The organism is Kitasatospora sp. NPDC001119 (genome assembly GCF_053598475.1).
Window position 1 is genome coordinate 94,912 of sequence record NZ_JBSFKI010000001.1, and the last position, 25,609, is coordinate 120,520.

General features: G+C 72.5%; 20 protein-coding genes, 1 pseudogene and 1 riboswitch. Of the genes and pseudogenes, 6 read left to right on the forward strand and 15 right to left on the reverse strand.

Translation table 11 applies throughout. The features are described from left to right. Positions 1–62: 62 nt before the first annotated feature. Both ACWDD9_RS00425 and ACWDD9_RS00430 read right to left on the reverse strand, forming a co-directional pair. Positions 63–1,592: a UDP-N-acetylglucosamine 1-carboxyvinyltransferase gene (locus ACWDD9_RS00425; protein WP_049649821.1), complete on the reverse strand. Its 1,530-nt coding sequence runs from the start codon at positions 1,590–1,592 to the stop codon at positions 63–65. Between the two features lie 147 nt (positions 1,593–1,739). Next, on the reverse strand, positions 1,740–2,960 hold the full coding sequence (locus ACWDD9_RS00430) for a cobalt-precorrin-5B (C(1))-methyltransferase (protein ID WP_380738652.1): 1,221 nt from the start codon (positions 2,958–2,960) through the stop codon (positions 1,740–1,742). Positions 2,961–3,295: 335 nt separating this feature from the next. Between ACWDD9_RS00430 and ACWDD9_RS00435 the strand changes: the two genes are divergently transcribed. Then, the gene (locus tag ACWDD9_RS00435) at positions 3,296–5,035 is read left to right on the forward strand and encodes a TIGR03767 family metallophosphoesterase (protein ID WP_449810386.1); all 1,740 of its coding nucleotides are present in this window, start codon (positions 3,296–3,298) and stop codon (positions 5,033–5,035) included. Between the two features lie 97 nt (positions 5,036–5,132). Here the strand turns inward: ACWDD9_RS00435 and ACWDD9_RS00440 are convergent, their stop codons facing one another. From ACWDD9_RS00440 to ACWDD9_RS00450, 3 genes are read right to left on the reverse strand one after another with little or no spacing between them, the layout of a single operon-like run. Further along, the gene (locus ACWDD9_RS00440) at positions 5,133–6,650 is read right to left on the reverse strand and encodes a precorrin-2 C(20)-methyltransferase (RefSeq protein WP_449810387.1); all 1,518 of its coding nucleotides are present in this window, start codon (positions 6,648–6,650) and stop codon (positions 5,133–5,135) included. After that, positions 6,647–7,273 (reverse strand): precorrin-8X methylmutase, encoded by a 627-nt coding sequence (locus tag ACWDD9_RS00445; protein WP_449810388.1) that lies wholly within the window; start codon positions 7,271–7,273, stop codon positions 6,647–6,649. Before ACWDD9_RS00445 ends, ACWDD9_RS00440 begins: the two co-directional genes overlap by 4 nt. Continuing rightward, positions 7,270–8,589: a hypothetical protein gene (locus ACWDD9_RS00450; RefSeq protein ID WP_449810389.1), complete on the reverse strand. Its 1,320-nt coding sequence runs from the start codon at positions 8,587–8,589 to the stop codon at positions 7,270–7,272. Before ACWDD9_RS00450 ends, ACWDD9_RS00445 begins: the two co-directional genes overlap by 4 nt. A gap of 226 nt (positions 8,590–8,815) precedes the next feature. Further along, positions 8,816–8,901: riboswitch (cobalamin riboswitch) on the forward strand. A 47-nt stretch (positions 8,902–8,948) separates the two neighbouring features. On the opposite strand from ACWDD9_RS00450, the gene ACWDD9_RS00455 reads away from it, so the two are divergent. The 3 genes from ACWDD9_RS00455 (at position 8,949) to lnt (ending at position 14,649) form a co-directional block, all read left to right on the forward strand. Then, entirely contained in the window at positions 8,949–9,209 is a 261-nt protein-coding gene (locus ACWDD9_RS00455) for a hypothetical protein (RefSeq protein WP_147409322.1), read from the forward strand. Continuing rightward, positions 9,206–12,829: a cobaltochelatase subunit CobN gene (gene cobN / locus ACWDD9_RS00460; RefSeq protein WP_049657984.1), complete on the forward strand. Its 3,624-nt coding sequence runs from the start codon at positions 9,206–9,208 to the stop codon at positions 12,827–12,829. The genes ACWDD9_RS00455 and cobN overlap by 4 nt, the downstream gene beginning before the upstream one ends. A 221-nt stretch (positions 12,830–13,050) precedes the next feature. Next, entirely contained in the window at positions 13,051–14,649 is a 1,599-nt protein-coding gene (gene lnt / locus ACWDD9_RS00465; RefSeq protein WP_449810390.1) for an apolipoprotein N-acyltransferase, read from the forward strand. On the opposite strand, the gene ACWDD9_RS00470 is transcribed toward lnt, so the two are convergent. From ACWDD9_RS00470 to gdhA, 3 genes are all read right to left on the reverse strand, one after another. Further along, a complete protein-coding gene (locus ACWDD9_RS00470) occupies positions 14,625–15,389 on the reverse strand; it encodes a VOC family protein (protein ID WP_449810391.1) in 765 nt (254 codons plus the stop codon). The two genes, lnt and ACWDD9_RS00470, sit on opposite strands and share 25 nt — an antisense overlap. Before the next feature lie 239 nt (positions 15,390–15,628). Continuing rightward, entirely contained in the window at positions 15,629–16,504 is an 876-nt protein-coding gene (locus ACWDD9_RS00475; protein ID WP_449810392.1) for an AraC family transcriptional regulator, read from the reverse strand. Between the two features lie 171 nt (positions 16,505–16,675). After that, positions 16,676–18,070 carry an NADP-specific glutamate dehydrogenase gene (gdhA, locus tag ACWDD9_RS00480; RefSeq protein WP_049659022.1) on the reverse strand — a complete coding sequence of 465 codons (1,395 nt, stop codon included), beginning with the start codon at positions 18,068–18,070 and terminating at the stop codon, positions 16,676–16,678. 331 nt (positions 18,071–18,401) lie between these two features. Here gdhA and ACWDD9_RS00485 point away from each other — a divergent pair. Both ACWDD9_RS00485 and ACWDD9_RS00490 read left to right on the forward strand, forming a co-directional pair. Then, positions 18,402–18,749 (forward strand): annotated as a pseudogene (locus ACWDD9_RS00485) (GTP cyclohydrolase); the annotation flags it as partial. Positions 18,750–18,813: 64 nt separating this feature from the next. Next, positions 18,814–20,409, forward strand: coding sequence for a recombinase family protein (locus ACWDD9_RS00490; protein WP_387969616.1), 1,596 nt, complete (start codon positions 18,814–18,816; stop codon positions 20,407–20,409). Positions 20,410–20,483: 74 nt separating this feature from the next. Here the strand turns inward: ACWDD9_RS00490 and ACWDD9_RS00495 are convergent, their stop codons facing one another. From ACWDD9_RS00495 to ACWDD9_RS00525, 7 genes are all read right to left on the reverse strand, one after another. Next, positions 20,484–20,678, reverse strand: a complete 195-nt coding sequence (locus ACWDD9_RS00495; protein ID WP_387969613.1) for a hypothetical protein — start codon at positions 20,676–20,678, stop codon at positions 20,484–20,486. Beyond that, positions 20,675–21,256: a hypothetical protein gene (locus tag ACWDD9_RS00500; protein ID WP_449810393.1), complete on the reverse strand. Its 582-nt coding sequence runs from the start codon at positions 21,254–21,256 to the stop codon at positions 20,675–20,677. Before ACWDD9_RS00500 ends, ACWDD9_RS00495 begins: the two co-directional genes overlap by 4 nt. A gap of 19 nt (positions 21,257–21,275) precedes the next feature. Continuing rightward, positions 21,276–21,449 (reverse strand): hypothetical protein, encoded by a 174-nt coding sequence (locus ACWDD9_RS00505; protein WP_449810394.1) that lies wholly within the window; start codon positions 21,447–21,449, stop codon positions 21,276–21,278. A 55-nt stretch (positions 21,450–21,504) separates the two neighbouring features. Beyond that, positions 21,505–22,560 carry a hypothetical protein gene (locus tag ACWDD9_RS00510; protein ID WP_449810395.1) on the reverse strand — a complete coding sequence of 352 codons (1,056 nt, stop codon included), beginning with the start codon at positions 22,558–22,560 and terminating at the stop codon, positions 21,505–21,507. A 188-nt stretch (positions 22,561–22,748) separates the two neighbouring features. Continuing rightward, on the reverse strand, positions 22,749–23,123 hold the full coding sequence (locus ACWDD9_RS00515) for a hypothetical protein (protein ID WP_449810396.1): 375 nt from the start codon (positions 23,121–23,123) through the stop codon (positions 22,749–22,751). 176 nt (positions 23,124–23,299) lie between these two features. Further along, the gene (locus tag ACWDD9_RS00520) at positions 23,300–23,755 is read right to left on the reverse strand and encodes an endonuclease domain-containing protein (protein WP_449810397.1); all 456 of its coding nucleotides are present in this window, start codon (positions 23,753–23,755) and stop codon (positions 23,300–23,302) included. Beyond that, positions 23,745–25,604 (reverse strand): DNA polymerase, encoded by a 1,860-nt coding sequence (locus tag ACWDD9_RS00525; RefSeq protein ID WP_449810398.1) that lies wholly within the window; start codon positions 25,602–25,604, stop codon positions 23,745–23,747. Before ACWDD9_RS00525 ends, ACWDD9_RS00520 begins: the two co-directional genes overlap by 11 nt. Positions 25,605–25,609 lie beyond the last annotated feature (5 nt).

The following is a 25,609-nucleotide window of genomic DNA, read 5'->3' on the forward strand; positions in this document are numbered from 1 at the left end:
GGAGGTTTCCGTGCTGCTGGCCGGGCTCAACGGGGGAGGCCGGCCAGCGGTGTGACGGTCGGTCAGATGTCGCGGAAGGTCTCGATCCGGGCGCCGATGGAGTTGAGGCGCTCGGCGAGGTCCTCGTAGCCGCGGTTGATGACGTAGACGTTGCGCAGGACGGAGGTGCCCTGGGCGGCGAGCATGGCGAGCAGGATGACCACGGCGGGGCGCAGGGCCGGCGGGCACATCATCTCGGCGGCGCGCCAGCGGGTGGGGCCCTGGACCAGTACGCGGTGCGGGTCGAGGAGCTTGACGTCGGCGCCGAGGCGGGTCAGCTCGGTCAGGTAGATCGCGCGGTTGTCGTACACCCAGTCGTGGATCATCGTGGTGCCGTGCGCGGCCGCGGCGATGGCGGCGAAGAACGGCACGTTGTCGATGTTGATGCCGGGGAACGGCATCGGGTGGATGGTGTCGATCGGCGCGGTGAGCTTGGAGGGGCGCACGGTGAGGTCGACCAGTCGGGTCTGACCGTTGTGGGCCCGGTACTCGGGGGTGCGGTCGTAGTCGAGGCCCATGCCCTCCAGCACCGCGAGCTCGATCTCCAGGAACTCGATCGGCACCCGGCGGATGGTCAGCTCGGAGGAGGTGACGACGGCGGCGGCCAGCAGGCTCATCGCCTCCACCGGGTCCTCGGCCGGGGTGTAGTCGACGTCGCAGGTGATCTCCGGGACGCCGTGCACGGTGAGGGTGGTGGTGCCGATGCCCTCGATCCGCACGCCCAGCTTCTCCAGGAAGAAGCAGAGGTCCTGGACCATGTAGTTGGGCGAGGCGTTGCGGATGACGCTGACGCCGTCGTGCCGGGCGGCGGCCAGCAGGGCGTTCTCGGTGACGGTGTCCCCGCGCTCGGTCAGGACGATCGGGCGGTCCTGCGGGGTGCCCGGCTCGACCGAGGCGTGGTAGGCGCCGCCGGTGGTGGCGACCTCCAGGCCGAAGCGGCGCAGCGCGGTCAGGTGCGGCTGCACGGTGCGGGTGCCGAGGTCGCAGCCGCCGGCGTACGGGATGGCGAAGCGCTGGGCGCGGTGCATCAGCGGGCCGAGGAACATCAGCACGCTGCGGGTGCGGCGGGCCGCCTCGACGTCCATCGCCGCGAGGTCGAGCTCGGCGGGCGGGGTGAGTTCGAGGTCGCGGCCCTCGTTGATCCAGCGGCTCTTGACGCCGATGCTGGTGAGCACCTCGAGGATGCGGTAGACCTCTTCGATCCGGGCGACGCTGCGGATCGTGGTGCGGCCGGTGGTCAGCAGCGAGGCGCAGAGGATCGCCACGCAGGCGTTCTTGCTGCTGCGGACGTCGATCGCGCCGGAGAGCCGGGTGCCGCCGGCGACGCGCAGGTGCATCGGGCCGGAGTAGCCGAGGGAGACGATCTCGCTGTCGAGGGCTTCGCCGATGCGGGCGATCATCTCAAGGCTGACGTTCTGCTTGCCCTGTTCGATACGGTTGACCGCGCTCTGGCTGGTTCCGAGGGCTTCGCCGAGCTGCGCCTGGGACCAGCCGCGGTGCTGGCGCGCGGTACGGATGAGGGTGCCGATGCGGGTGAGGTAGTCGCCTGTCACTCGCCAGACGATATCTCATGGTTGAGATGGTGACAGAACCGGGGGGCCGTCCTACTGCTCCATTTGTCCGATTCTTGCCCTGTTTGGGCGTCAGTTCTTCACGTCACCGGGCGATGTTGTCGCGCCGTCGTGACACCCGTGACATTGTCACGGCCCGAGCGGCTCCGCCCGGCCGACGACGGTGCCCGCGCGGTCGATGCAGATGACGTCCACCGCGACCGGCGAGCCCACCAGCACGCCGAGCGCCGTCGCCCGGGCCGCCTCGGCGACCAGGTCCCCGAGCGGCACCCCGGCCGCACGGCACAACTGCACGGCCTCCAGCGCGGTGTTGGCGCCCGCGACCGCCTCGGCCAGCGCCTCGTCCGCGCCGCCCCGGCGGGCCAGTCCGGCCAGGTAGCCCTTGTCCACCTGGGAGCGCGCCGAGTGCAGGTCGAGGTGGCCGGCCGCGAGCTTGGACAGCTTGGCGAAGCCGCCCGCGATGGTCAGCCGGGGCACCGGGTGGCGCTTGAGGTACTTGAGCACCGCACCGGCGAAGTCGCCCATGTCCAGCAGCGCGTCCTCGGGCAGCCCGTGCTCCGCGACCGCGACCTTCTCCGAGGTCGAGCCAGTGCAACCGGCCACATGGGTGCGCCCCGCCGCGCGGGCCACGTCCACGCCGCGGCGGATCGAGTCGATCCAGGCCGAGCAGGAGTAGGGGACGACCACCCCGGTCGTACCGAGGATGGACAGGCCGCCGAGGATGCCGAGCCGGGGGTTCCAGGTGGAGCGGGCGATCTCCTCGCCGTGGTCGACCGCGATCTCGACCACCACATCCCCGCTGCCGCCGTGCGCGGCGGCCACCTCGGCGACGGCGTCCCGGATCATCTGTCGGGGCACCGGGTTGATCGCGGGTTCGCCGACGGGCAGCGGCAGGCCGGCCTTGGTGACCGTCCCCACCCCGGGGCCGGCCCGGAACACCACCCCGGTGCCGGGCTCGCCGGACCGTACGGTCGAGCGGATCAGCGCGCCGTGGGTGACGTCGGGGTCGTCGCCCGCGTCCTTGACCACCCCGGCCATGGCGGTGATCCGCCCGCCGGGGCCGGTCGGCTGCTCGGCTGCGGTGAGTTCCTCGGCCGTGGTCGGCTGCTCGGCGACGGTCAGCTGCTCGGCCGCGAGGGCGAAGGCGGGCTGCTGCCCCTTGGGGAGGGTGATGACCACCGGGTCCGGGAACTCGCCGGTGAGCAGCGCGGTGTACGCGGCCCTGGTGGCGGCGGTGGCGCAGGCGCCCGTCGTCCAGCCGGGCCGCAGGCCGCTGCTCTTCAGCTGGCCGGCCCGGCCGCCCGCTCCGGCGCCGACCCCGGCTCCCGCCTCGGATCCCGCTGCGGCCACCTGCGCCCCGTTTCCGACGGCGCCCGCGCCGTCCTTGCTCCGCTCCGGCGGCCGCACCGGACGCCGTCGCCGATTTTCCCCCACCGGCCCTGGTGGGGCCCGACCGGGGTGGCGGCGGCCGCGCCTCGCCCCGCTCGGTGGAACCCCTCGTGCACGAGTTGCGGAGGGTCGCGCCGTCCCGCGTTCCCGAAGAGTTCTCCGCACGGGCCTCGCCCGCCGCGGCTACCAGTGAGTAATCTGGCGGTCCGCCAGAAGCGGGTTCATGACAGACGTGGGCCCGGCCGGGGTCGACTGCCCCGCCGGGCCACCAGCATGTGGGGGTTTTTGTGGCAGGGATGAGTCGGCGTACGTTCCTCACCGGTACGTCGGTGGCCGCCGCCTGGTCGGCCTTGTCGTTGGGCGGCGCGCAGTTCGCCTCGGCCGCGGCGCGCGACCAGGCCCTGGCGACGACGGCCGCGCGGGCGGTCAGGGTCACCGGGACCACGCTGGAGCAGGTGGCCACGCCGGTCGGCACCGGCGGCTACAAGCGGCTGACGGCCGGGCCGGGCTGGCCGCTGGTGGTGCGCGGCGACCTGGCGTCGGCGACCACCGGGCGGGACGACCGCCGGACCGGGCTGGCCAGCTTCGTCCAGTTCAGCGACCTGCACCTGGTGGACACCGAGTCCCCGGTGCGCTTCGAGTACCTGGCCAAGCTCAACGGCAGCGCGTACCGGCCGCAGGAGGCCCTGAACGCCCGCGGTGTCTCGGCCCTCGTCGAGCGGGTCAACTCGCTCGCCGGCGGCCCCTACACCGGGATGCCGTTCAGCATGGTGATGGCCACCGGCGACAACACCGACAACCACGAGCTCGCCGAACTCGACTGGTACCTCAAGGTCATGGGCGGTGGACGGCTGGCCCAGAACACCGGTGACCTCAGCCGCTACGAGGGCGTGCAGAACTCCGGCAACGCCGCCTACTGGAACCCCGAACTCTCCTACAACGACGGCTACAAGGCGAAGGGCTTCCCGCAGATAGCCGGCTTCCTGTCCGCCGCCGGCCGCCCCTTCGACGCGCCGGGCCTGCGCACGCCCTGGTACACCACGGTCGGCAACCACGACGACAGCATCGAGGGCTCGCTGCCGGACCTCGGGCTGCTGAACGACCTGTACACCGGCCAGTACAAGCTGGAGGGCTGCGACGACGCCACGGCCGCCCAGCTGACGGACTCGCTGCGCCGCGACCCGGCGGGCGCCGTGCTGCTGCTGGCGAAGCTGATCGCCAGTGGCGACCTGGTCCGCAAGGTCACCCCGGACGAGCGCCGCCGGCCGTTCACGCTCAAGGATTTCGCCAAGGCCCACCTGAACCCGGCGGTCACCGGCGCCGGCCCGTACGGGCACGGCTTCACCTCGGACATGGCGAACAGCGGCAAGCTCTACTACACCTTCCGCATCTCGGAGAAGGTGGTCGGCATCAGCCTGGACACCACCAACCAGGCCGGGTTCGCCGACGGTTCGCTGGGCACCGCGCAACTGCGCTGGCTGGAGCAGCAGTTGCAGGCGCACAGCGGGCACTGGTACGACGCCGACGGGCGCAAGGTGACCGGCGGGAGCACGGACGAGCTGATCCTGCTCTTCAGCCACCACACCAGCGGCACGATGGGCAACCTGCTGCCGGACCCGCGCAACATCTTCGAGGGGCGGCACGACGGCAACGAGCTGGTCGCGCTGCTCCAGCGCTACCCGAACGTGGTCGCGTGGGTGAACGGGCACACCCACATGAACAAGATCACGCCGCATGGCCACGCGGTGCCGGAGCGGGCGTTCTGGGAGATCAACACCGCCTCGCACATCGACTACCCGCAGCACGGGCGGATCATCGAGATCGCGGACAACGGGGACGGCACGCTCTCGCTGTTCACCACGCTGATCGAGTCCTCCGCCCCGTACGGGACGGACTTCGGCGGCACCTCGGACGCCAACCTCGCGGCGCTCTACCGCGAGCTGTCGTACAACGACCCGAACGGCCGCCCGGCGGCGCTGCTGGGCGCGGGCGGGGACCACAACACGGAGCTGCTGCTCACCAAGCCGACCCGGTAGCGGTCGGCAGCCGGAGAACAGGGAACGGATACCAGCGAACAGAGAACAGATGACAGCGAACAGATGATGAAATCTGTTCGCTGTCATCTGTCACCTGTCACTCCTCCGGGTACCGCCGCGGCGTCCAGACGACCTCCACGCCGCCGCCCCGCTCGACCGCCCGGGTCTGCGAGGAGCCGATCAGCAGGATGGTCCGCATGTCGACCAGCGCCGGGTCCAGCTCGCCCAGTCGGACGATCCGCACCCGCTCGGTCGGGCCGCCGACGTCGCGGGCCATCACCACCGGGGTCTCCGGCGCCCGGTACTCCAGCAGCAGGTCCCGGGCGAGCCCGACCTGGGTGGTCCGGGACTTCGAGCCCGGGTTGTACAGGGCGAGCACCAGGTCCGCCTCGGCCGCGGCCCGCAGCCGCTTCGCCACCACGTCCCACGGCTTGAGCCGGTCCGAGAGCGACACCGTCGCGTAGTCGTGCCCGAGCGGGGCGCCGGCCCGGGAGGCGGCCGCGTGGGCGGCGGTCATCCCGGGGAGCACCCGCACCGGGACGTCCCGGTAGGCCTCCTCGCAGGCGACCTCCAGCACGGCGGTGGCCATCGCGAACACCCCCGGGTCACCCGAGGACACCACCGCGACGCGGTGCCCGCGCCGGGCGAGCTCCAGGGCGAACTCGGCGCGCTCCGACTCCACCTTGTTGTCCGAGCCGTGCCGCCGCTGCCCCGGCCGCTCCGGCACCCGGTCCAGGTAGGTGGTGTAGCCGACCAGGTCGGTGGCCTCGGAGAGCGCGCCGCGCGCCTCGGCGGTCAGCCAGAGCGGCCCGGCCGGCCCGGTGCCGACCACGGTCACGCTGCCGACGCCGTCCGACAGCCGGACCTCCGGCTCCAGCGGCGCGACCTTGCTCGGCAGCACCGCGACCGAGAAGTACGGCACCGTGTCGCCGTCGACCTCGGCGAGCGGCGCGATCCGCTCCCCCGCCATGAAGGCCCGCTCCACGTACTGCGCGTCCGCCAGCCGCCCGGCCCGCTCCAGGGCCCGGCGGACGGTCGGGAAGGTGCGCCCCAGCTTCATGATCACGGCCGAGTCGGCGGCCGCGATCCGCGCCGTCAGCTCCTCCTCGGGCAGCGTGCCGGGGATGACGGTGAGCGTCTCCTCGGCCTCGGTCAGCGGCTGCCCGAGCCGGGCCGCGGCCGCGCTGAGCGAGGTCACGCCCGGCACCACCTCGGTCGGGTAGCGGTGCGCGAGCCGCTTGTGCATGTGCTGGTAGGAGCCGTAGAAGAGCGGGTCGCCCTCGGCGAGGACGACCACGTCGCGCCCGGCGTCCAGGTGGGCGGCCAGCCGGGCGGCGGCCTCCTCGTAGAAGTCGTCCAACGCGCCGCGGTAGCCGCCCGGATGGTCGGTGGTCTCGACGGTGAGCGGGTAGACCAGCTTCTCCTCGATCTGACCGTCCGTCAGATACCGTTCGGCGATCGACCGTGCGATGGACCGGCCGTGCCGGGCGCTGTGGTAGGCCACCACGTCGGCCTTGCCGATGAGTTCGGCGGCGCGGACGGTCACCAGCGACGGGTCGCCCGGGCCGAGCCCGACGCCGTACAGCCGACCCGTGGTGATCTGAGGGTCCGTCACTCTTCTTCGCTCGCAATCGCGTTGATGGCGGCGGCGGCCATCGCGCTGCCGCCGCGCCGACCGCGCACCACCAGGTGCTCCAGGCCGGACGGGTGCTCGGCCAGGGCCTGCTTGGACTCGGCGGCGCCGATGAAGCCGACCGGGACGCCGATCACCGCGGCCGGTCGCGGTGCGCCCGCCTCGATCATCTCCAGCAGCCGGAACAGCGAGGTCGGGGCGTTGCCGACGGCGACCACCGCGCCCTCCAGCCGGGGCAGCCACAGCTCCATGGCCGCGGCGCTGCGGGTGTTGCCCATCGTGCGGGCGAGTTCGGGCACCGAGGGGTCGGTGAGGGTGCAGATCACCTCGTTGTCGGCCGGCAGCCGCCGACGGGTGACGCCGCTCGCGACCATGTTGACGTCGCAGAGGATGGGCGCACCCGCGTGCAGCGCGGCGCGCGCGGAGGCGACCACACCGGGCGAGTACACCAGGTCCTCGACCAGGTCGACCATCCCGCAGGCGTGGATCATCCGCACCGCGACCTGGGAGACGTACGCCGGGAGGGCGGCCAGATCGGCCTCCGCGCGGATGGTGGCAAAGGACTGGCGGTAGATGGACGCGCCGTCCTTCTCGTACTCGATCACTTCGTGGTCCTCCTGGCCTCGGCGACCGCCTCGGCCATCTCCTCGTTCGTCACAACGGCGTTCGTCACAACGGCGTTCATCTCATGGGCCTTCGCCGCATCGGGCCCCGGCACGTCGGCGTTCGCCCCGTTCACCGTCACCCGGTAGCCGCGCCCCGTGGCGAGCACGTCCACCCACCGCCCGGCCGGATGGCCGCAGCGCCGTTCACAGCCCGACCAGTGGACGGGCAGCAGACCATCGGGGCCGGCACCGGTCCTCACCGCGGCACCGGCGTCCAGCGCCCGAGCCGCGTCCGTACGGACGTCGGCCAGCGACTTGGCGCAGCCCGGCAGCCCGGTGCAGGCGGTGGCCCGCTCCCAGGCCGAGCCGGGCTCGGTGCGGAAGCCGGCCGCGGCGAGCCCTGGCAGCCGGTCGGCCGGGGCGCCGGGCAGCACCGCCCCGCGCCAGGGGGTCAGCCGCAGCTCACCGGCCGAGGCGGCGACCAGCGTCCGCCACTGCCCGGCGCTCGCCCGGCCGAACCGCAGCCCCACCGAGAGCCCGCCGCGCAGCGCGCCGACGGCGGGCGCGCTGCCGGCGAAGGCGGGCAGCGGCACCGTGCCGGCCGGCAGCAGTTCGGGGACCTCGCGCAGGTGCCAGGCCTTGCGCCCATGCGTCCGCAGCGCCGCCAGGAAGGAGCGGGCCGCGTCCAGCACGGCCGTGACCTCCCGCCCGGCCTCGACCGGGTGTCCGCGTCCGTCGCGTCCGAGGCGCAGCAGCCGCGTGCCGTCCGGGCCTGCGACCAATGTCACATCGGCGTCGAGCGCGGCGACGTCGCCCCGCCCGTCGTCCAGTGCGAACAGGAACTTGCCGGACAGCCCGGCCGCCCAGTCGGCGGCGCACAGCCGCGCGTCCAACTCCCGTACCCAGGACTGCACATCGGCGTTGCCGACGGCTCCCTCGGCAGTGGTGTCCAGTCCGGCCGTCGGCGAGGCGACGATGTTGCGGACCCGCTCGTGGGTGTCCGAGGGCAGCAGCCCGACGGCGCGCAGCCGGTCGGCGAGCTCGGCCGCGCAGTGCGGGGCCAGGCCGCGCAGCTGGACGTTGCCGCGCGAGGTGGTCTCCAGCTCGCCGTCGCCGAGGGCCTCGGCGGCCTCGGCCAGCGCGAGAGCCTGACGGTCCGTCAGCAGGCCGCCGGGCAGGCGGATCCGGGCGAGGGCGCCATCGTCGGCCGTATGCAGACGAAGCGCTCCGGGACAGGCGTCCGCACGCCCCCGGTCGGGCACCTCCCGGTCGGGTCCTGCGGCGCCCGGCGCGGTGGCGTCGGGTGTCGGTGGCATGGCGGCGAGCATACAGATGATCCGATCGCTTGCCTCCGTCCGCTGCATCACACCCCGGCCCCGCCCCCGCCGCACCTGCCGGACACCCCGAGCCCCCGTCCGCCGGACATCCGAGCCCCGTCGGCCGGACGTCCGAAAGCTCACCCTCCCCCAGGTCAGCCGCACCCCGTACGATGCTGGCGGGCGGTCCCTCACGGACCGTCCGCACGCCAGCGACGGCGCAGGGGAGGAAACCGGTGCGAACCCGGTGCGGTCCCGCCACTGTGACCGCGGTTCACCGGTAGACCGGTCGGCCGCGGGAGCCAGGAACTCCTGCCGTCCTCCACCGGCCCGGGGCGCGGACCCCGAGGAAGGCAGAAATGTTCCAGCGCTGTCGCATGCCCGCGCCCGCGTCCCCGGCCGCCACCACGGCCGTCCCGACCGCCACCGCGGCTGTCCCGACCGCCGTCATGCCCGTTCCGGCCGCCGCCACGACCACCCCGGTCGACCGTGCGACCGCCCCGGCCCGCGCCGCGACCACCCCGGTCGACCGCGCGGCCGTCCGTGCCACCCCAGCGGCCGCCCCGGCCCAGATCCCGGCCACCCCGGCCACCGACGAGGCCGGGAGGGCCTTCACATGATCCTGCTGCTGTCGACGTCCGACACCGACCTGCTCAGCGCCCGCGCCTCCGAGGGGCCGGTGCGCTACCGCCTCGGCAACCCGGCCCGGCTCACCCCCGAGGACCTGCCCGCGCTGCTGGAGGGCACCGAGCTCGTCGTGGTCCGCCTGCTCGGCGGGCGCCGCGCCTGGCAGGAGGGCCTGGACGCGCTGCTGGCCGGCCCCCGCCCGGTGGTGGTGCTGACGGGCGAGCAGGCCCCCGACGCCCAGCTGATGGAGCTGTCCACCGTCCCGGCCGGCATCGCCGCCGAGGCGCACGCCTACCTGGCCCACGGCGGCGCCGCCAACCTGGCCGAGCTGGGTGCCTTCCTCTCCGACACCGTGCTGCTGACCGGCCACGGCTTCGCCCCGCCCGCCTCCGCCCCGGCCTGGGGCCCGCTGGAGCGCGAGGCCCGTACGTCCGAGGGTCCGACGGTGGCGGTGCTCTACTACCGCGCCCACCACATGAGCGGCAACACCGCCTTCGTGGAGACGCTCTGCCGGGCCGTCGAGGACCAGGGCGCCCGGGCCAGGGCCTACTACTGCGCCTCGCTGCGCGGCGCCGAGCCCGAGCTGCTGGCCGCGCTCGGCGAGGCGGACGCGATCGTCACCACCGTGCTCGCCGCCGGCGGCACCCGCCCGGCCGACGCCCAGGCCGGCGGGGACGAGGAGGCCTGGGACGCGGGCGCGCTGGCCGCGCTCGACCGCCCGATCCTCCAGGCGCTCTGCCTCACCTGGTCGCGCGCCCAGTGGGAGGCCAGCGACGACGGCCTGTCCCCGCTGGACACCGCCACCCAGATCGCCGTCCCGGAGTTCGACGGCCGCCTGATCACCGTCCCGTTCTCCTTCAAGGAGCTGGACGAGGACGGCCTGACCGTCTACGCCGCCGACCCGGAGCGCGCCGCCCGCGTCGCCGGCACCGCCGTCAAGCACGCCCGGCTGCGGCACGTCCCGGCCGCCGAGCGCCGCCTCGCCCTGGTGCTGTCCGCGTACCCGACCAAGCACGCCCGGGTCGGCAACGCCGTCGGCCTGGACACCCCGGCCAGCGCGGTGCGGCTGCTGGAGCGGCTGCGCGCGGAGGGCATGGACCTCGGGGACGACCTCCCCGCGTTCGACGACGGCGAGGGCGGCCACGAGGGCGACCCGCTGATCCACGCCCTGATCGCGGCCGGCGGCTACGACCAGGACTGGCTCACCGAGGAGCAGCTGGCCCGCAACCCGGTCCGCATCCCCGCCGCCGACTACCGCCGCTGGTACGCCACCCTCCCGCAGGGCCTGCGCGAGCAGGTCGAGGAGCACTGGGGCCCGGCCCCCGGCGAGCTGTACGTCGACCGCTCGCAGAACCCGGACGGCGACATCGTGCTGGCCGCGATCCGCTCCGGGAACCTGCTCGTGCTGATCCAGCCGCCGCGCGGCTTCGGCGAGAACCCGGTCGCCATCTACCACGACCCCGACCTGCCGCCGAGCCACCACTACCTGGCCGCCTACCGCTGGATCCAGGCCGCCCAGGAGGACGGCGGCTTCGGCGCCCACGCGGTGATCCACCTCGGCAAGCACGGCAACCTGGAGTGGCTGCCGGGCAAGACCGCCGCGCTGTCCGCGGAGTGCGGCCCGGACGCCGTCCTCGGCGACCTGCCGCTGGTCTACCCCTTCCTGGTCAACGACCCGGGCGAGGGCACCCAGGCCAAGCGCCGCGCCCACGCCACGCTCGTCGACCACCTCGTCCCGCCGATGGCCCGCGCCGACTCCTACGGCGACATCGCGCGCCTGGAGCAGCTGCTGGACGAGCACTCCAACATCGCCGCGATGGACCCGGCCAAGCTGCCGGCGATCCGCGCCCAGATCTGGACCCTGATCCAGGCCGCCCGGCTCGACCACGACCTCGGCCTGGACGAGCGCCCCGAGGACGACGGCTTCGACGACTTCCTGCTGCACGTCGACGGCTGGCTCTGCGAGGTCAAGGACGCCCAGATCCGTGACGGTCTGCACGTCCTCGGCCAGGCGCCGACCGGCACCGACCGGGTCAACATCGTGCTCGCCATCCTGCGCGCCCGGCAGATCTGGGGCGGCGTCAGCGCCCTGCCCGGCCTGCGCGAGGCGCTCGGCCTGGACGAGGCGGCGCTGACCCTGGGCGCCACCGACGCGGCCGAGGCCCGGGCCCGCGCCCTGGTCGAGGCGATGGAGGCGGAGGACTGGGCGCCCGAGGCGGTCGAGAAGGTGACCGCCGAACTGCCGGAGGCCGTCCAGGAGGCCGTCCGCGCGGTGCTGGACTTCGCCGCCGCCCAGGTGGTGCCGCGGCTCGCGGCCACCACCGACGAGCTGGACGCCGTGCTGCACGCGCTCCAGGGCGGCTTCGTCCCGGCCGGCCCGTCCGGCTCGCCGCTGCGCGGCCTGGTCAACGTGCTGCCCACCGGCCGCAACTTCTACTCCGTCGACCCGAAGGCCGTCCCCAGCAAGCTCGCCTGGGAGACCGGCCAGGCGCTCGCCTCCTCGCTGGTCGAGCGCTACCGCTCGGACAACGACGGCGCGTACCCGCCCTCGGTCGGGCTCTCGCTCTGGGGCACCAGCGCGATGCGCACCGCCGGCGACGACATCGCCGAGGCCTTCGCCCTGCTCGGCGTCCGCCCGGTCTGGGACGACGCCTCGCGCCGGGTCACCGGCCTGGAGCCGATCCCGCTGGACGAGCTGGGCCGCCCGCGCATCGACGTCACGCTGCGCATCTCCGGCTTCTTCCGGGACGCCTTCCCGCACGTGGTCGCCCTGCTGGACGACGCGGTGCGCCTGGCCGCCGCCCAGGAGGAGGCCCCGGAGTCGAACTACGTGCGCGCCCACGTCCAGGCCGACCTCGCCGTGCACGGCGACGAGCGCAAGGCCACCGTCCGCGTCTTCGGCTCCCGCCCGGGCACCTACGGCGCGGGCCTGCTCCAGCTGATCGACAGCCGGGACTGGCGCACCGACGCCGACCTGGCCGAGGTGTACACGGTCTGGGGCGGCTACGCGTACGGCCGCGGGCTGGACGGCCGCCCGGCCCGCGAGGAGATGGAGACCGCGTACAAGCGGATCACCGTCGCCGCGAAGAACACCGACACCCGCGAGCACGACATCGCCGACTCGGACGACTACTTCCAGTACCACGGCGGCATGGTGGCCACCGTACGGGCCCTCACCGGCAAGGCGCCGACCGCCTACATCGGCGACTCGACCCGGCCGGAGACGGTCCGCACCCGCACCCTGACCGAGGAGGCCGCCCGGGTCTTCCGCGCCCGGGTGGTCAACCCGCGCTGGATCGAGGCGATGCGCCGCCACGGCTACAAGGGCGCCTTCGAGATGGCCGCGACGGTGGACTACCTGTTCGGCTACGACGCCACCACGGGCGTGGTCGCGGACTGGATGTACGAGAAGCTGACCCAGGAGTACGTCCTCGACCCGGTCAACCGGGAGTTCCTCGCGGGCGCCAACCCGTGGGCGCTGCACGGGATCAGCGAGCGGCTGCTGGAGGCGGCGAGCCGCGGGCTGTGGGAGCAGCCGGACCCGGAGCTGATCGAGCAGCTGCAGGCCGCGTTCCTGGAGACCGAGGGGGACCTGGAGGGCGGCGAGGAGTAGGCCGCGCACGGTGATCGGAGGGGCGGGCCCCCTCGGGGCCGCACTTCCTTGGGGCAGCCCTCCTCGGGGCCGCTCCTCCTTGGGGCCACCCCTCCGATCGCCCGTTCTGGCAAGGCCACTGGTACGGCCGGGACCACTGGTTCCGAACATGGGGCTCTTGTCACCCGTTCGGCTGAACGGCGTACTGGTGGTGTACGCCCGTCAAGCGGACAATACGGGTCATGTCGCGTCGCTCCGCTCCCGCCAGCCCGACCCTGCGCACGACCGCCGCCAAGGAACGGGAGCCGCACGCGCCGCACCGGTACCGCGCGCGAACCGGTGCGCTGGCGGCCGGAGCGGTTCCGGTGCTCGCCTTCCCCGCGCCCGGACAGGCCTGGCTGGCCTGGGTCGCGCTCGTCCCCGGACTGCTGCTGATGCAGCGGGCGCCGTCGGGCCGGGAGGCGGCGGTGCGCGGCTGGTGGTTCGGCGCGGGGTTCATCCTGACCGCGATGTACTGGCTGGTCCCGTCCGTCGGGCCGGGGCTGCCGGTGATCGCGGTGCTGTTCGGGGCGCTCCAGAGCGCCGTCGGGTACACCGTGCACCGGCTGCTGCACCCCCGGCTGACCGCCCGTCGGGCCCTGCTCGCACTGCTGGTCGTACCGGCCGTCTGGGTGACGACCGAGTACGCGCGGTCCTGGCCCGCGCTCGGCGGGCCGTGGGCGCTGCTCGGCGCCACCCAGTGGCAGCACCCGGCGGTCCTCGGGCTGGCCTCGGCCGGCGGGATCTGGCTGGTCAGCGCGGCGGTGGCGGCGGTGAACACCGGGGCGCTGATCGCGCTGACCGCGGTGCACCGGCGGCCGCGGGCCGTCGCGGCCGGGACCGTCGTGCTGGTCCTGGCCTCCGGTCCGCTGCTGTTCGCGCTGCGCGAGGCACCCACCGCGGACGGGGCCGTGACCGTGGCACTGGTCCAGCCCGGCATCGTGGAGGACCCCCAGGCCCGCTTCGAGGCGAGCGCGCGGATCACGGCCGGACTGGTCGGACAGCCGGTGGACCTGGTCGTGTGGGGCGAGAGCAGCACCACCGCCGACCTGGACCGCGACCCGGCCGCGCTGGACACCCTGCGCCGGCTCGCCGCGACCACCGGCGCCGAGGTCGTCGCCGGGGAGGACGCGCGCAAGGCGGACGGGCGGATCTCCAAGGACGCGGTGCTGGTCTCCCCCGCCGGCGTGGTGGACCGCTACCGCAAGATCCGGCTGGTGCCGTTCGGCGAGTACATCCCGCTGCGGCCGGTGCTCGGCTGGATCGCCGGGGTCAGCCGGGCCGCGGGCGAGAACCGGGCGCCCGGCACGTCCTTCCACGTCCTGCCCGCCACCGACCGGGCGGGCGCGCCGCTGCCGGTCGGGGCGCTGATCTGCTTCGAGTCGGCCTTCCCCGACATGGCCCGCACCGCCGCCCGGGACGGCGCCCGGGTGCTGGTCTACCAGTCCTCGACCTCGACCTTCCAGCGCACCTGGGCGCCCGAGCAACACGTCTCGCTGGCCGCGATCCGGGCCGCCGAGACCGGCCGACCGGCCGTCCAGGCCTCGCTGACCGGGGTCTCGGCCGCCTTCGACGCCCAGGGCCGGGAGCTCGCCCGGCTCGGCACCGACGGCACCGGCGTGCTGACCGTCCGACTGCCGCTCACCGCGCCCGGGACGCTGACCTGGTACGACCGGATCGGCGACGTGGTGCCGCTGGGGGCGCTGCTGGTCACGGCGGGGGCGGCGGGCGCGGGCGTCGCCGGGTGGCGGCGCTCGCGCGCCCTGCGGCGTGCCGGTCAGCCCTCGGTGCCGGCGGTGTAGACGCCGAACGCGGCGCCCTGGGGGTCGCGCAGCACCGCGATCCGCCGGCCGCCCGGCATGCCGGTAGCGGGCGTCAGCACGTCCCCGCCGAGCGCCACCGCCCGGCCGACGGTGCCGTCCACGTCGGCGGCCGCGAAGTACGGCAGCCAGTGCGGCGGCGCCTCGGACGGGAAGCGGTCGTCCATCGTCAGCATGCCGCCGAAGTCCCGTCCATCCAGGCCCCACTGGGGGTAGTGCTCGGACGGGGCGACGGACCAGCCGAAGACCTCCGGGTAGAAGGCGAGCGCGCCGGACGGGTCGCGGGTGAGCAGTTCCACCCAGCCGAGCGCACCGGGCTCGTTGAACACCCCGGCGCCCCGGAAGGCGCGGGCCTGCCAGAGGATGAACACCGCGCCGGACGGGTCGGCGGCCACCGAGAACCGGCCGAAGTCGAAGACGTCGCCGGGGTCCTTCCGGACCAGGCCGCCGCACTCCTTGATCCTCGCGGCGGTGGCGTCGGCGTCGGCGACCGCGATGCAGACCGTCCACGCGATCGGCTGCTGCGGGGCGTAGCGCGGGGTGATGGCGGCGGCCGGGACGCCCCGGACCAGCATCTGGGTGTAGTCGCCCTCCCCGGGGCGGGCCGTGTCGTCCGCCTGCCAGCCGAAGAGCTCGGTGTAGAAGGCCCGGGCGGCGGCCGGATCGGAGGTGCCCAGCTCGGTCCAGCAGGGGGCGTTGGTGGTCACGGAGGTCTGCTTCATGGCGTCTGTCCTCGCAGCTTGCTCGGGAACTCCCGGGTTTTCGGCGCCTCGGCCCCCGCACCTCCAGGCCCAGCATGCGGGGCGGGGCGGAGCTTGGCGGGCGGGGTGGGCCGAACGGGCGGCGAGGCGGGCGGGCGAACACATGACAGATGACAGCTGACAGATTTCGAAATCTGTCAGCTGTCATCTGTTATCTGTTCGCTGTTATCCGTTAGCTGTCGGCTGTCAGCCTTCGCCCGTCAGCCGCGCACGGCCCTCGCCACCGGGATCCACAGCTCCGCCTCGGCGTCGGCCGTGCCCGGAACCGGGCTGACCCGCAGGATCTCCGGACCCGGCCGGGCCTCGTACGGGTTGGACGGGAACCACTGGCCGGCCACGTCCGCCCACATCTCCTGCAGGGCCTGCGGGAACGGCCCGGAGTTGGTGAACACCGCCCAGGTGCCGGCCGGGACGTCGAGCACATCCAGGTCCGCCGGGACGGCGGCCCCGTCGCGCGCCACCACCGCGTGCCAGTAGTCGAGTTCGGAGCCCTCCTCGCGGTTCGGCGAGAAGTCGTCGCTCACCGACAGGATCCCGGCCGGGTCGTCCCCGGACAGCTCCGCGATCCGTTCGACCGTCTCCTTGCCGAGGCCCTTGATGAACTCGGCGATCCCCGGGTTGATCCCCAGGTAGATCAGGGTGACCCTGGCCTTCCTGCCGACGACCCGGAAGTCCGGCTTCTCGACGATCCGGTATTCCATACTGCTGCTTCCCTCCACGATGAGTCGGAAGGACATCCGGGGCTGGGAGACGAGCACCGCGCCGTCGCGCCGGGCCTCGCCCGGCCCGACTCCGTGCATGGCCCGGAACGCCCGGGCGAACGCCTCCCCCGAGGAGTACCCGTACCGGACCGCGATGTCGAGCAACGTCCGCTCGCCGTCCAGGACTTCGGCCCCGGCGACGGTCAGCCGCCGACGCCGGACGTACTCCGACAGCGGCATCCCGGCGAGCATCGAGAACAGCCGCCGGAAGTGGTACTCCGACGTCATCGCGATCCGCGCCAGCTCGGCCACGTCGACCTCGCGGTCCAGGTCGTGTTCGATCCGGTCCATCGCCCGGTTCAGGTGCTCCAGCACGCCAACCCCGTCCTTCCCTTGCTGACCTTCACCGTAGGAAGGACCCACCCTGCCGCACCCGACAATCGGTGCCCGCTCCGGTCGGGTGCCGGGCTCCGATCGCCGGGTGCCTGGTACCTGGTGCCTGGTGCCTGGTGCCTGACCGATCGCCGGGCGACGGCCGTCAGCGGCTCAGATCAGGCCCTGGGCCAGCATCGCGTCCGCGACCAGCTCGAAGCCGGCGATGTTCGCGCCGACCACGTAGTTGCCCGGGTGGCCGTAGCGCTCGGCGGTGGTGAAGCAGGAGTCGTGGACGTGCTTCATGATCCCGGCCAGCCGCTCCTCGGTGTGCTCGAAGGTCCAGGAGTCGCGCGAGGCGTTCTGCTGCATCTCCAGGGCGCTGGTCGCGACGCCGCCCGCGTTCGCCGCCTTGCCCGGACCGAAGGCCACCCCGGCCTCCTGGAACACCCGCACCGCCTCCGGGGTGGTGGGCATGTTCGCGCCCTCGGCGACGGCCAGCACCCCGTTGCGCACCAGCGCCAGCGCGTCGGCCTCGACCAGCTCGTTCTGGGTGGCACAGGGCAGCGCGACGTCACAGGGCACGCCCCACACGCCCGGGCCCTCGACGAACCGGACGTGGCCGCCGCGCAGTCGGGCGTAGTCGGAGACCCGGCCGCGCCGGACCTCCTTGACCTCCTTGAGCAGGTCGAGGTCGATGCCCTTCTCGTCCACCACGTAGCCGGAGGAGTCGGAGCAGGTGAGCACGGTCGCGCCGAGCTGCTGCGCCTTCTCGATGGCGTAGACGGCGACGTTGCCGGAGCCGGAGACGACCACCCGGCGCCCGTCCAGGCTCTCGCCGCGGCTGTGCAGCATCTCGGAGGTGAACATGACGCAGCCGTAGCCGGTGGCCTCGGTACGGACCTGCGCACCGCCCCAGCCGAGGCCCTTCCCGGTGAGCACGCCGCTCTCGTACCGGTTGGTGATCCGCTTGTACTGGCCGAAGAGGTAGCCGATCTCCCGGCCGCCGACGCCGATGTCCCCGGCCGGCACGTCCGTGTACTCGCCGAGGTGGCGGTACAGCTCGGTCATGAAGGACTGACAGAACCGCATGATCTCGGCGTCCGAACGGCCCTTGGGGTCGAAGTCGGAGCCGCCCTTGCCGCCGCCGATGGGCAGGCCGGTGAGCGCGTTCTTGAAGATCTGCTCGAAACCGAGGAACTTGACGATCCCGAGGTTCACCGAGGGGTGGAAGCGCAGCCCGCCCTTGTACGGGCCGAGGGCGCTGCTGAACTCCACCCGGAAGCCGCGGTTGACGTGGATGTCACCGGAGTCGTCCGTCCACGGCACCCGGAACATGAGCTGCCGCTCGGGCTCGCAGATCCGCTCGATGATCCGGGCGTCGAGGAGTTCGGGGCGGTGGGCGAGCACCGGCGCCAGGGTCTCCAGCACCTCGTGGACGGCCTGGTGGAACTCGTCCTCGCCCCGGTTGCGGCGGACCACGTCCGCGTAGAGCGCCTCTATCGCGCGCTGCTCGGCTTCGAAGGAGCCCGGGGCGGAGGTGTGGGGGGTGGCAGGGGTCGTCGACATCTTCAGGACCCTTCCGTGGTCGTCGATGGGCGTGCGCAGTGTCCCGACGGGCCTGAGGGACGTGCCCAGGAAACGGCGCCAGTCTCGCAGTGTCCACACCGCGGGTCCCGCACCATCCACATGCTGGAAGCCCTGGTGGGAACAGCCGGGGCTGATGGGGTGTTGTGCGCCCCGGTGGTCGAGCCGGGCCCCAGCGGCCGCCAGTTGTTCAAATTGGAACTACCTAGTACGGTCGACCTCCGACGCACCACGACCCGTCCGGGTCCGACCGCGTCCACCCCGGTCCGCGCCGAACCGGCCCGGCCCACCCCCGATCCACGGAGGCCCACCCATGCCGCAGCCCGGCGCCGCCACGGTGCGCTCGCGTGTGCGCATCCCGCTGACCTTCCCCGACGGCTACCGCGCCGACGCGGAGGTCTCCACCTTCCACGGCCTCACCGACGGCGCCGAGCACCTGGCGCTCGCGCTCGGCACGGTCCCCGAGGGCGGCACGCCCCTGGTGCGACTGCACTCCGAGTGCCTGACCGGCGACGTCTTCGGCTCGGACCGCTGCGACTGCGGGCCGCAGCTGCGCGAGTCGGTGGAGCGGATCAGCGAGGCCGGCGGGTACCTGCTCTACCTGCGGCAGGAGGGCCGCGGCATCGGGCTCTACAACAAGCTGGACGCCTACGCCCTCCAGAGCGCGTAACCAGACTGCCACCTCCCCGGGTGCGGGTGCGCGCCGCTGACCGGAGAGTGAGAGCATGGCGCGCACGGCAGACGATCAGGTCCGCTACCTGGACCTTCTCCTGCGGAAGTCGCAGATCGTCCGAGGGACGGCAGCCCGCGACATCCTGTCCCTGAAGTCCCAGGAGACCCGGGGCCGCGCCTGGGGTAAGCGCAACGGCTACACGATCCGCCGGATCTACCGCGAGAACCTGTCCGCCTACAAGCCGGGCGTGAAGCGGCCGGACTTCGATGATGCGGTTCACGCGCTGCTCGAAGGTGAATCGCACTGCCTCTGGGCCTACGACTCCTCGCGGTACAGCCGCAAGGGCGCGGGCGACGTGCTGAAGATCCTGGACAGCCCCGGCAAGCGGCTGGTCTTCGATATCAACGGCCTCGACACCGAGCGTCCCGAGGACCGTCGCCGGATCATTGAAGACGCCGAGCGCGACCGTGAATACAGCCGCGTCCTGTCCGAGAAGGTACGGGACACCAAGGCCGAACAGCGCGACGCGGGCAAGTGGCTCGCCACCGTGCCGTACGGGCTCAAGGTCACAAAGAAGCGGAAGCTCAAGGGCGACAAGTGGTGGCCGGTCGTTGAGCGCATCCACAACGAGGCGGCCCAAGGGAAGTCGCAGCGGAAGATCGCGGCCGGGCTGACCGCAGACGGGTTCACCGCACCTCGCGGCGGGCCCTGGCGGGCGACCACTGTTGGCAAGATCCTCCGGAATCCTGTCTACCTGGGCTGGCAAGTGGTGACCGTCAAGGGTGCGCCCGTGGTCTACCTCAACGCCAGGGGGAAGAAGGTGCGGGTCTTCGCCAAGGGCTTCGACGGCATCCCGCAGGCAGTCTGGGATAAGCACCGCCGGACAGCCGCCGGAGTCGAGCGGCCAGCGGGCTTCGGCACTGATCGGGCAGAGGACCAGGCTCCTGCCGAGAACAACCCCGTCGCCGGCCTCACCTGGTGCGCTGGGGGTGGCTTTGTCGAGAAGACGGGGCACCGTGCAACGTCTAACGGGAATGCCTTCCGGTGCGCCGCAAACCTCGCGGGGATTCCCTGCGAGGAACCGTGCACCGCTACACGCGATGGCGTGCTGCGCGTCGTGCTCGCCGCATGGAAGAAGCGCCTGGCAGCGGAGGACCCGCTGGACCCGACCATGCTGGCTGTAGGTGAGCGCTGGGTTGCGCTCTCTCACCCGACAGAGAGCAAGGCTGAGGCCGATGCTCGGGGCCAGCTCAAGGTCGCCCAGGAGGCGGTCGCCCGGCTCGACCGCTTGAACGCCGCTGGAGCCTATCCCGGTCGCGACGGCGAGACCACGTTCGTCAAGCAACGGCGGGCATCAGTGTCCGATGTGGAGACGGCGCAGAAGGAATGGGAGAAGGTGGCTCAGCCGACCGGCGACGTCTCCGTCCTCACCGACCCCGACCGCTGCGCGGAGCTGTGGGACTCCTCTGACGACACCTTCCGAGGTCAGCTCTTGCGGCTGGCCATCGACAAGGTCTTCATCCGGAAAGCCGACTACTCCGGCCAGCGCGTGACACCGCAGCGGATCGTCATCGAGTGGGCGAAGCCACGCGGGTGGAAGCCGCCAAAGAAGGAGAAGGACGAGAAGCCCGGGGCGGGCGAGTCCTGAAACGCAGAAAAGGCCCCCGGTCAGCACTGTGCGAACAGTGCCGGCCGGGGGCCTTGGCGTGGGTCGGGTAGGTGTCACCAGCCGACGGACTCGATGTCGGTGGCGAGGTCGAGCGCTACGTGCTCCGGAAGGGGGAGGACTGATCGGGTGATCTGGCCGGGCAGGGTGTGCTCGGTCTCGATGACGATGACGCGTTCGCCTGCGGGGGTGCGGGCTTCGTAGGCGCGGGCAGCCTGGTGGACGACGGCGTGGATCACGGGGAGGGTCATGCCGCTCCCTTGAGGAGGTAGTTGGCCATGGCGATTTTGGAGGCGACCCCGGCGTCCGGTCCGAGGAGTTCGGAGGCGCGCAGGAACGCGCGCTCGCGCTCTTCGGTGCCGGGCTGCGGCAGCATCACGTCCGCGAAGGTCGGCGGGTACGCCGGTATCTCGGGGACGGCCGACTGAGGGGCGGTGAGCATGTCGGCCAGGACCGGCTGCGGGAGGGCGGCGGGCGAGGTGGAGCCGCCGGCCGCGAGGTAGGGCAGTCCCGCCTGGCGGGCCTCCTCGGCCTGGCGGGCGGCCTCCATCTCACCGAGGCGCAGGGCGGCCTCGGCTTCCTCCTGGCGGACGCGCGCGATCTCCTGGGCGATCGTGCGGGACTGCGTGGCCGACTGGACCAGGGCGTTGCCCAGCGATTCGGCGACCTCCGGGTTCAGGTAGATGGAGGCGGTGGTCTCGCCGCAGTGGACGAGTAGGCCGACGTCGCCTTCGCCGTCCACGTGGGTGCGGGCGTAGTCCCGGGGGCCGTCGTACTTGCAGGGGAAGCGCTGCTCGTCCGGGCGTACGGTCTCGGTTGCGGTTGTCATCGGGGTCTCTCTCCGTCTTCTAGGTGAACAGGGCCAGGAACGCCTGGACTTCGCGGGCGGAGTGCCCGCCGTCGTAGCGGACGCTCTGGCCGTCGTGGGTGATCTCCAGGCGGTAGCCGTCGCCGTCGTCGGGGGTGACGTGCAGGGTCGCGCCGCCGCGCAGGGAGAAGGTGCCGACCGGGTTCTTCATCACGAGGGCCTTTCCGTGGGGTTCGGAAGGCTTGAGCCGGGGTGGTTAACAGTGCAGCTCACGCGGTGGCCCGGAGCTTCTTGCGGGCGCGAGACCAGGTGGCCTTGACCGTGCCGGGGGTCTTGCCCAGGGCCTCGGCTATCGCGGTGGCGTCGAGCTTCCCGGCGTCGGTGAGCATCGGGGGGTTGCCGTCGAAGCCGAAGGCGAGACGTGCGACGGCGACTTCGGTGGGCGACATGCCGGCCAGCAGTTCGGCGGCCTTGATGCGGGCGGCGGTGGTGAAGCGGGCGGAGGTCTCGGCGTCGGCGGCGTGGTCGATGATCGCTCCGGTGGCGTGCTTGCCGCGCTTGGTGCCGGTGACGCGAACGCCCTTGCAGCGCACGGCGTCTCGGGAGATCGCGAGGGGGTTGTGGGCCAGGGAGGGCTGGAGGTCGGTGCACCAGCCTTCGGTGGTCGCGGCGGCGACGACGGGCCGGCCGTCCTTGACGGCCATGTGCAGGCGGGCGGTGCGGGGGGTGGTGCCGAGATCGGTGTACTCGACCAGGCGGTCCGGGTCCTGCGCGGTGGAGGCTTCGAGCGCGCCTTCCGTGACACCGGCGATCGGCAGGGGGCGGGTGAAGGCGGCGGCGACGATGTCGGCGTGCTCGGGCGAGAGCCGGCGTTTGGCGTCCAGCCCGGTCACCACCTCCTCCTTAGCCGCGGTGAAGCATCCTCCGTTGCGCTGGAGGGCGCCCATGAACACCGTGGCGGAGTCGCGTGTCACCCCGGGGGCGATCTCGCGGGTGGCGGCGGCGCGGCCGTCGAGCTTGGCCCGCTGGAACGCGTAGGTGGTGAACTGCGCGGTGTTGTCGGCGTCGGTGTCCCACGCGTGGATGGCGCGCCAGAAGCTCAGCCGCATCTCCTGGGCGATGTCCTGGGCGGCCTGGTGGCTGTCGCCTTCCATCTGCTGGGCCCGCTTGCGGGAGACGGACCGGGCGATGCCCTCAAGTCCGTTCAGGATCTCCTCGGTGGCCACCCGGCCCCGGTCGAGCCTGCCCATGCCGGTGAGGGCGGGCAGCGGCTTGGGGGTCTGGGCCTGGCGGATCAGGGCAGGGGTGATGCAGGGCGTGGACATGGAGGTTCCTTGGCATGTACAGGACATATAGATGGGCGTGCGGTATCGCCGCGCGGCGGTCGCGCCAGGGCATGGCAAAGCCCCGGCCGGCACTGGTGGCCGCGTCGGGGCATGGAGAAGCCCCTGCCGGTTCGGGTCAGCCGAAGGGCAGGGGCCTGGAGGTGCCTGACGTCAGGTCAGGCCGGTATTCAGACTCCCGGAGCACTGCGGCGCAGGGCCGCGGGGTTCGAGAGGGCGAGGTGGCGCGTGAACAGCGCCATGCAACGTGTGATGAGGAGGTGCAGGGCCCGTCTGAAGCGAGCCCTGCCCGCCTCGGGGCTCACGGCCCGATGCGTATGCAGGGAGGCTAACGCGCGCAGCTCCACTTGCTCGATCTGGCGCAGGGGGACCTGGAAGGACAGTGGGCCGAGGTTCAGCATGTCCGCGCTGGCGACGCCGACCGCCCGCCAGAACGCCCGCAGGGTCCGGGCGGTGGCCATTTCCGCGAAGCGGCGGCGGATGCGGGCCATGCGGGCCAGGAGGCGGCGGATGCCCACGAGGGCGGTGCCGTATCGGCCCGTCATCACCACTCCTGTCCTCTGAGGGATGTACCCATATGCATAACTTTGCGTGCAGAGAGTAGAGGTTGGGCTAGTTCGTCGGCAACGGCACCATGGGGACCTTTGCCCTAGGTCGAGGGTCCCGATCATGTAAATAACCAGGCAACACTACGTAAAGTAATGGTAATGTGAGCTGGGTCTCATTTCCCGTGCTCGCGGAGGTATCGGGCGCCCTTGTCGAGGCGGGCCGAGGAGTCGCCGAAGTGGCCCAGAGCCGAGTTCTCGCCCCGGCACAGCAGCCTCCGCACGGCCTCGCCCACAGGTTTGTCGTGGTCGTGGTCGACCACCAGCCGATCCCCGACGGCAGCCTTCTGACCGCAGATCGCGCACCGCCACCGCTGGCGACGGCCCATCCGCTCATAGTCGGCCAGCGTGATGCCGTAGACCCGGCGCAGCCGGGCGTCCCGGCGCTTGCGGACCACCTGCGGGTCGCGGTTCGCCTTGTGGTTCGCGGCCTTCACACAGGCGCGGCAGACGTTCGCCCGGCCGTTCGGCGCGCGCTTGCGCCGGCCGAACCGGACCAGGGGTTGCTCGTCGTCGCACACCTCACAAAACTGGGTGAACTCGCTCTCGGGAGTACGGACTTCACGCCGCATAGGCCCACTCCTTCGGCAGGCCGTAGCCGTCGGCCCAGCTCGGACCGTAGACCTCGGCGTCGGTGTCCAGCGGCACCCCGAGAAGCGTCATCTTCATGGCGTCCGCGCACGCCCGGGCGACGTCCGCGGCCTCCCGCTTCGGGGCGGTGCCCACGACCTCGTCGTGCACCCACATCGTGAGGTAGGGGGTCAGGCCCTGCTCGTCCATCGTGATCAGCGCCTGCCCCATCGTGTCCCGCGCGGTCGACTGGCAGGCGTAGGCGACGGACTTGTACAGCTTGTCGCGGTCCAGGTGCAGCCGCCGGCCGGTCAGCGTGGTCATCGTGCATCCCTCGGCGAGGGCGAGGCGTTGCAGCTTGCGGGCCCACCTCTTGATCCCGGGGAACGCCCGGCCGTAGCGGGACAGGGTGTCGCGCATGACCTGGACGTCCTGGCCGGTCTGCTTGGCCAGCGTCGCCGCACCGCCCTGATACGCGGTGCCGAGCCCGGCGATCTTCGCCAGCGTGCGCTGCCCCTTGTCATAGCCCCCGCCGTACATCATCTCCGCCGCGAACCCGTGCAGGTCCTTGCCCGAAGCGATGGCCCGAATCATCCGGGACTCCCCGGACAGCGCGGCCAGCACCCGGAGTTCGACGGCCTGCTGGTCCACCGAGAAGTACACGTGCCCGGGCTCCGCGACGACGCACCGACGCACCTCCCACCCATGGGAGGGCAGCTGCGCCATGGCGGGGTCGGAGTGGGAGGCCCGTCCGGTCTGCGCCCCCAGGGGGTTGATCTTCGGGTGGATGCGGTCGAAGGCGTCGCGGTTGTTCAGCATCGCCTCGGCGTAGCTGGTCGACCACTTCCCCGCGCGTTTAGCCCTCAACACGGAGTCGGCCAACTGGTTGGGTTCGCGCATCCCGAGACGCTGCCAGTCCGGGTCGAGATCCGCCAAGGGCAGCAGCACCTCCTTGGCCACCGACAGCGCGCCGCTGTCGGTCCTCTCTGTCAGCTTCTCGCCCATCCCGAGCAGCGCGCCGGCCACCTGGTCGGGCGAGTTCACCGACTCCACCCCGAACCGGGCCGCCACCGCGGAGTGCCACTTCTTCTCGTCCGCGAGGCGACCGACCAACCCCTTCGTGTACTCGGGATCGACCAGCATCCCGGTGCGCTGGAGCTTCGCGCAGACCAGGGCGAGCCGGTGTTCGTACGGCAGCAGCGCCGAACGCAGGCCCTCGGCCTTGTACCGGGCCAGCAGCTTCGGGAGCAGCCGGGCGACGAGCAAGGCGTCGAGACCGGCGTACAGCTCGTAGACGTCGTGCGAAAGGGCGATCCGCGCCCAGCCGTTCTCCTTCGTCAAGCCCATGCTGTTGAAGACCTTCGTCAGGTCGTTCTGCGTGTCGGGCGCAGCGGGGTCGACGTACCAGGCCGACAGCGGCTTCAGCGACAGGCCCACTCCGCCCTCGTAGTCGTGGCGGCTGTCCAGGAGGTGGGCGGCCACGCGGGAGTCCTGGGCGCGGGGGTAGAGGTCTTCGAGCCGGATGCCCAGCTCAGTGTCGACTTTGAGCGCGTCGAACGCGAGGTTGTGGGCGACCAGGTTCGGCAGGTTCGCCAGCGCCTCGCGGGCGGCCTCGCGGAACGGGCCACCGAGTTCGACCGGGATGACGTACGCGGTGTGGGTGTCGCCGAACTGGGCCAGCCGTATTCGGTCCGTCCAGGCCAGACCGGTGGTCTCGGTGTCGAAGCCCAGCAGGGTTCCGGCGTTCGCATGGCCGGTCCACCAGGTGCGGAACTCCCGCAGGTCGTCACCGTTCTCGGCGACCTTGATCTCGACCGGCTCTTGGGCCAGCCGGTACGGGTGTACCCGCATGTGCT

Bases quoted from the DNA above. Each gene is read 5' to 3' on its own strand.
- ACWDD9_RS00450 (WP_449810389.1), bottom strand. From the start codon at position 8,589: ATGCCACCGACACCCGACGCCACCGCGCCGGGCGCCGCAGGACCCGAC.
- ACWDD9_RS00520 (WP_449810397.1), bottom strand. From the start codon at position 23,755: ATGCGGCGTGAAGTCCGTACTCCCGAGAGCGAGTTCACCCAGTTTTGT.
- ACWDD9_RS00455 (WP_147409322.1), top strand. From the start codon at position 8,949: ATGTTCCAGCGCTGTCGCATGCCCGCGCCCGCGTCCCCGGCCGCCACC.
- ACWDD9_RS00515 (WP_449810396.1), bottom strand. From the start codon at position 23,123: ATGACGGGCCGATACGGCACCGCCCTCGTGGGCATCCGCCGCCTCCTG.
- ACWDD9_RS00510 (WP_449810395.1), bottom strand. From the start codon at position 22,560: ATGTCCACGCCCTGCATCACCCCTGCCCTGATCCGCCAGGCCCAGACC.
- cobN (WP_049657984.1), top strand. From the start codon at position 9,206: ATGATCCTGCTGCTGTCGACGTCCGACACCGACCTGCTCAGCGCCCGC.
- ACWDD9_RS00525 (WP_449810398.1), bottom strand. From the start codon at position 25,604: ATGCGGGTACACCCGTACCGGCTGGCCCAAGAGCCGGTCGAGATCAAG.
- ACWDD9_RS00490 (WP_387969616.1), top strand. From the start codon at position 18,814: ATGGCGCGCACGGCAGACGATCAGGTCCGCTACCTGGACCTTCTCCTG.
- ACWDD9_RS00500 (WP_449810393.1), bottom strand. From the start codon at position 21,256: ATGACAACCGCAACCGAGACCGTACGCCCGGACGAGCAGCGCTTCCCC.
- ACWDD9_RS00435 (WP_449810386.1), top strand. From the start codon at position 3,296: ATGAGTCGGCGTACGTTCCTCACCGGTACGTCGGTGGCCGCCGCCTGG.
- ACWDD9_RS00470 (WP_449810391.1), bottom strand. From the start codon at position 15,389: ATGAAGCAGACCTCCGTGACCACCAACGCCCCCTGCTGGACCGAGCTG.
- ACWDD9_RS00495 (WP_387969613.1), bottom strand. From the start codon at position 20,678: ATGACCCTCCCCGTGATCCACGCCGTCGTCCACCAGGCTGCCCGCGCC.
- lnt (WP_449810390.1), top strand. From the start codon at position 13,051: ATGTCGCGTCGCTCCGCTCCCGCCAGCCCGACCCTGCGCACGACCGCC.
- gdhA (WP_049659022.1), bottom strand. From the start codon at position 18,070: ATGTCGACGACCCCTGCCACCCCCCACACCTCCGCCCCGGGCTCCTTC.